We start from the raw sequence: 6,580 nt of genomic DNA, 5'->3' as shown, positions 1-6,580 counted from the left end.
CTACGAACCAATCAGTGACGTAACACTAGGTGAAAACGTAACCATAACCGGAACATTCACCGATGCAAACGGAAAAGCAGTGACAAACAGTAACGTAAAAATAACAATAAACGGCAAAAAATACTATGCAAAAACAGACAGCACAGGAAAATACACCTTATCAGTAACAACCACCAAAGAAGGCATAAACAACGTAACCATAGGTTACAGCGGAAGTGCCAAATATAATGCTTTCGAAACCAGTACAACATTCACAGTACTAAAAAAAGCATAAAAAAATAACACTTCTCCCCCCATCTATTTTTTTAATTTTTTAGATGCTGTAAAATTGTATTCACTTTTTTTCAAGATAATTATACAAAACCCCAATATATTATAAAAATTAAGGGATTAAAATAATAAGGAAAATGTTTAAATATGTAAAGTTTTAATCTCAAACTTTAAAAAAAAGAGAGGAGGTTAAAAAAGAATTAATATTATTAAATTTTTTCTAATGCCTGATCAACATCTGCCAGAATATCTTCTAAATCTTCAATACCTACTGAGAACCTGATTAAGTCAGGAGTTACACCAGTTGCTCTTTGTTGTTCTTCTGTTAGTTGGGAGTGGGTAGTTGATGCTGGATGGATTACTAATGATTTTGCATCACCTATATTTGCCAGTAAAGATAATAATTCTGTGTTGTTAATAAAATCAATTGCACCCTGATAACCTGCTTTTAGACCAAAAGATACTATTCCACCATAACCTTTTTCAGCATATTTTTTTGCTATTTCATGGTTTGGACTACTTTCAAGACCAGAATATGTTACCCATGCTACTTTTGGATGTGCTTCCAAGTGTTTTGCTACTGCTAATGCATTTTCAGCATGTTTTTCTATTCTTAAGCTTAATGTTTCCAATCCTTGTAGTAATAGGAATGAACCGAATGGACTTGGTACAGCCCCTGTATCCCGTCCCAATACTGCTCTTATCCTGGTTGTGAATGCTGCCGGACCAAAAGTTTCATAGAACTTCAATCCATTATATGTTTCATCAGGTTCTGTTAAACCAGGGAATTTACCATTGTCCCAATTGAAGTCTCCGTTTTCGATGATTACTCCACCCAGTGTTGTTCCATGTCCACCAATGTATTTTGTTGCACTGCTTGCAATAATGTCTGCACCATGATCAAATGGTCTAACTGAACCTATACCTATGGTATTATCTGCTATTAATGGAATTCCATTTTTATGTGCGATTTCTGAAATTACATCAAAGTCAGGAATATCTAATTTGGGATTTCCAATTGATTCCACATATATTGCTCTGGTTTTTTCATCTATTGCTGCTTCAAATTCATCTGGTGATTGTGAATCTACAAATTTTACTGTTCTTCCAAGATTTTTTAATGTATTTTCAAATAATTCAAATGTTCCACCATATAAATTGTCAGCGGAAACAATATTGTCTCCTACTTCAGTTAAATTGATAATTGCATAGAATATTGCAGAAAGTCCAGATGCTGTTGCATAGGCAGATGTTCCTCCTTCAATAGCTGCAATACGTTTTTCAAATACTTCTGTTGTAGGATTGGTTAATCTTGTGTAAATGTTTCCTCCTTCTTGAAGAGCAAATCTATTTGCTGCCTGATCAGTATTATTAAATACATATGATGTTGTTTGATAAATTGGAACTGCTCTTGAACCTGTTTCATCTGTTTCCTCTTGTCCTACATGTAATCCTAAAGTTGCTATGTTTTTCTTATTTTTTACTTCGTATACCACAATAACACGTCCTATGTTTCTATTTTTTGATTCTGTTTTTATATCTTTATTTTATTAATAAAATTTTTTTTGTTGATTTTTTATAATTTAATTGTTCTTATTTTGTTTATTTTATCTTTAATTATTATTTAATATTAGTTTTTTAAAACTAAGAAAACTCTCCAAACTTTTATCTTATGAATGATTAGTATAATAAATATAATTTTGATAATATAACAATTGTTATAATATTAAATGTTTAAATATGAATATGCAGTAAGACTTAGGAAAAAGTGACTGATTCAGTTCTAAAAAAATAATATTACAACAATTATAATTTTTAAATTTATATCTCTAAGGATATAACAATAGTTATATTTTTTTATATATATAAATGTTTCAATTATTTTTGATAGAATCATAAAATATCATCAAGATATAATATATTTTCACGACTAATTTCATTCACCAAATCCTTAATGTTTTGAGCACTGCCCAACATAGAATAATTACCGATAATAATTAATTTCTTCCGAGATCTTGTCAAAGATACATTTAATTGATTTTCATCGGCCAAAAACTTTTTTTGAAAATCATTTAATGATTTATTTAAACTTTTACAAAATGAAATAATAATGACATCCTTTTCTCTGCCCTGAAACCTATAAATAGTATCACACTCTATGTTGATACCCTTGTTGTTAAGTAATTTGATAATATGATTTTTTTGTTTTCTGTATGGAGTAATTATACCTATTTCCTCACAAGAAATATCATTAGAAAGTAATGCATCAACAAGATGCAAAACTAAACAGGATTCATATTTATTACAACACCCACCTGCTAAATCCACCTCATTAAAATTAACATCACTAGTATCAATAAAAGTTATAACATCCTCATTCAATAAAAAATATTTATTATTCTTAAGAGAAATCTTCTGATTCTTAACTGCATCCCCCGTAAGAAGCTTATTATCATAATATAAGTAACTAGCTATATCACTAATTTTTTTATTCATCCTATATTGGGTGTTTAAAAAAGTATAATTATGGGGATATTTTTCAATCAATAAGTTAAAAATGGATTTATTCAACAAATAAGATGCATTATTATTTTTTATAGGCTGTAACTGTTTGTTATCTCCTATTAAAACGAATTTATTGGTTTTCAAAAGAGGAATTAATGCAAGATATACTGGAACTTGACTGGCTTCATCCATGATAACATAATCAAATTCAATATCTTTTGTCAAAAAACTACTTGAAGAAAGTACTGTGGATGCGATAATTTTTGCCCCACCAACTATATCATGTTGCATATTATTTTTAATATCATCTATTTCCTTTTTAATTTCATTTATTTCATCAATATTATTGAAGTTATTTGGACTACCATGTGAATTATCCTGTGAATTTTTATTTTCCTTAATGTTAAACAATAGATTAAAAATTTTATTAAAAATATTCTTATTTTTATAATTGTTGATAATTCCATTTTCAAAAATTAAGTCACTATTCTGTAACTGTTCAATTAAACTCTTTTTTTCATATATTTTTCCATAATCCGGATGTAATTTTATCTGCTCATCGAGGGCATATTTTAAAACTTTGTCTGAAATTTTCTCGTTGCGCCCTATTCTTAAAATATCCTTTTGATCAATAGAATCCAATCGTTCAATGATGTTATCTAATGCAACGTGTGTATGAGTAGTAACCAATATTCGTTTACCAGAAAAATACAAGTGTTTAATTATCTCCGTTATTGTATGTGTTTTTCCAGAACCTGGTGGTCCCTGAATAATGTGAAATTTATTTGCCTGTAAAACTTTTTTAACGGCTATCTTTTGATTTTGATTTAATTTTGAAGATATTTTAAAATTATCATCAGAAAAAGAAATCCCAAAATCATTAACAATTACATCCAAAGTTTTCTTATTTTCTTTGTTAAGTTTATTATCTGTGATACTATTGAGTGTTTCCTGTAACTTATGTATGATAATATCCTTTTGGATGTTTTTTATAGAAACGTTTTGATTTAAAGAGAAATTACTTTTTTTTAATATTTTTATTTGAATATTTTTACCCTTTATGAAAATTATTTTTGCAGGTACTCTGTCAATTTCTATATTCATATTTTTTGTCAAATCAGTATTGTATCCTGTAGAAACTTTGAGGATATCCTTATTAATCCCAACAATATCTGCTTTAATAATCTTATTTGATTTTTTTTCTTTTTCTATAAATTCTTTAAGTTCTTTGGAAAAATCAGTTATATTGTAATTCATAATATTGTAATACTATATTATTCAAAAGTATTAATAAACTTTTTTAAAAATGGGAAAAAACAAGCAGTTTCTAAAATAGATTTAAAGATAAATATAATTATTCTCACGAAAACCATATTTATCTTCAAATAGGATATAATTAGTTTTTAACTATCCTTTTACAAGGAAGTTCTATTCTAACTTAAGTTAGTTCAATTTATTTAGGTGTCATATTATGTATCTCTATAAATTTAACATAATATCTTAATGTTTAATTTAACATTAAACAAATAATATTTTATTCATAATATATAATATATTTATTTAAAATTTTTCTAAAAAAATCTAAAAAAGAAAAGGTATTAGAATACTTTTTTAATCCCTTCCTTTTTTAAGAGATTTAACCATGTCAATGTTCTTTATTTTACTAGAAAACAACAAATTAACTAAAAAGGACAATCCAATAACAAATAGAAATGTTATAACAATAGTTATAGGATTATAATTTATTGGATAATAAAATGTATCGCCAGAACTGTCCATCATTATTCTTAAAACATAATATCCTATCGGAACTCCAAAAAGAAAACCTATAACCGAAAGTATTAAGTTCTGTGTTAGAAACAATCTTCTGATATCCTTAGTTTTGAATCCAATAACTTTTAATGTTGCCAGATCACGTTCAACTTCTGTGAAAGCTAAAATACCCAAACTATATAACATCACGACAGATAATCCTATTGCAAAAATTATTAATATTGCTATCAAAAGATTAGCCGATTCCATTAATTCATCCCAAGTATTCTGTAAGTCCGAAAAATTATTTATACTACTTATACCATCAATTTTATCGTTGATACTTTCTTTTGTTACAATCATAGTTGGCGTAAAATTATATCCCATTTCTTCAAGTTTATCTTGAGAAATGGTTATTCCCTGAGTGGTAGGATCTGCATAGATTGCATCAATTGTAGAATTTATCCATTTATCATCCCCATAAATGTGCCACTCAATTACATCACCTTTTTCTACCCCCAACAACTCTGCAGATTTTTCTGTTAAACTAATACCATCTTCAGGTAATTCCATAGATTTCATGTTTTTATCTGTCGGCGTAATCAAGTCCGATTTATTATATACCATAATGCTTGATGTTTTTGTAATATTGTTTGCTTTAATTTCAATTTGCTGATTCATAACCTGAAGACCGTTTAAGTCTTCAGTTATATTATTAACTTGTTCCATTGTTGCATTGTCTTCTATAATTAATTGACTTTCATAATGACATATATCACCGTATTGCCATGTTTTCAAATCATTCATCCCATCATTCATACCAAAAGCCGATATCAATAGTAAAGTGCAGCCTACAATACTCACTATTGTTACTAATGATCTAATCTTATTTCGTTTGATGTCCCTATAATTCCATCTTCCATTAAATCCGATTTTATTCCAAATATTTGTTTTCTCCAATAAACCTTTTCCCGAAATTTTTGGAACTTTAGGAACTAATGTTGCAGCAGGAGATTCCTTTGAAATATTTTTTGCTGCCAAATATGTTACTATTACTGATATCAATATCATCAATGTTGCCACATATACAAATTTAATATCAAAACCGGAATGCCAGTTAGGTAATGTATAAAACGAACTCATAGATGGGAAAAATAAATATGGAAGCGTATTTGGTCCAACTATTAATCCCAAAACTGCACCGACCAACGTTAAATAAAATCCATATGAAATATAATGTATAGTTATGTTCTTATTTGAAAATCCCAGTGCTTTTAATGTTCCAATCTGTGTTCTTTGATGGTTTACTATCCTAGTCATTGTAGTTAACAAGGTTAATATAGCTACAACTACAAAAATTATTGGAAATAAATTTCCCATCATATTATGCTGATCAATTTCCGATTGGAACTGTTTAACACTTACATGATCGTTAAAAGGAATTAGTGTATCATAATTAATTTTATCATCCAATTTTGATTGATAATCAGTATCATTACTTTTTATTAAAATTACATTGTATGGTACATTTTCTATTGGAAATGCCTTATGCGACAGGTATGCAAATCCCTGAAGCTTGAAGTCAGGTATTAAACTATCTCCCTGTGCATAAACATACTCCGGAGAATAACCTAAACCTTTAATTGTTTTTTCAATACTCAATCCATTGAATTCAACTTTTACTTTGTCACCTACTTTTAAATTATGAGCATCAGCAAAACGTTTATCCAACCAGATTCCTTCTTCATCATCCATATTGAACTTATCCCCATCTACAGGATAATATTTGGATAACTTGTTTTTTTCTATAAAATGCAATGTTAATGTTGGATTTCCACTTATATTAGCAGTTGAACGTAATATCAGTTGTCTTTCAAAGTCTTCAGTCGTGGATATTTCTTTAATTTGATTTATTGAATCATTACTTAAATTTTCCGAATAGACCCACATATCCGCCATATCTGTTTCATCATAAAATTCATTGACTGTTTGTTGTATTCCAGCAACTTCTGCGCCTACTCCCGAAAAAATCCATAATGTTAAAAAAGACATG

The 6,580-nt window shown here is 28.3% G+C and carries 4 protein-coding genes; 1 reads left to right on the top strand and 3 read right to left on the bottom strand.

Going from position 1 to position 6,580, the window contains the following annotated elements; genetic code table 11:
* Window positions 1–274: Ig-like domain-containing protein (locus tag QZZ11_RS01470; protein ID WP_292472877.1), on the top strand; the 274-nt coding region annotated here is incomplete at its 5' end.
* A gap of 205 nt (window positions 275–479) precedes the next feature.
* On the opposite strand, the gene QZZ11_RS01465 is transcribed toward QZZ11_RS01470, so the two are convergent.
* The 3 genes from QZZ11_RS01465 to QZZ11_RS01455 form a co-directional block, all read right to left on the bottom strand.
* Window positions 480–1,766: an O-acetylhomoserine aminocarboxypropyltransferase/cysteine synthase family protein gene (locus tag QZZ11_RS01465; RefSeq protein ID WP_292472875.1), complete on the bottom strand. Its 1,287-nt coding sequence runs from the start codon at window positions 1,764–1,766 to the stop codon at window positions 480–482.
* 397 nt (window positions 1,767–2,163) lie between these two features.
* A complete protein-coding gene (locus QZZ11_RS01460) occupies window positions 2,164–4,032 on the bottom strand; it encodes an AAA domain-containing protein (protein WP_292472873.1) in 1,869 nt (622 codons plus the stop codon).
* A 354-nt stretch (window positions 4,033–4,386) separates the two neighbouring features.
* Window positions 4,387–6,580, bottom strand: a 2,194-nt coding sequence (locus tag QZZ11_RS01455) for an ABC transporter permease (RefSeq protein ID WP_292472871.1), incomplete at its 5' end; no start/stop codon positions are given.

Origin of the sequence: Methanosphaera sp. (genome assembly GCF_016282985.1) — an archaeon.
GTDB lineage: Archaea > Methanobacteriota > Methanobacteria > Methanobacteriales > Methanobacteriaceae > Methanosphaera.
The sequence above is the reverse complement of the archived record's forward strand: the minus strand, read 5'-3'. Positions and strand labels throughout refer to the sequence as shown.

Excerpts from the sequence above, each read along its gene's own strand:
- QZZ11_RS01460 (WP_292472873.1), bottom strand. The coding sequence starts at position 4,032 with ATGAATTACAATATAACTGATTTTTCCAAAGAACTTAAAGAATTTATA.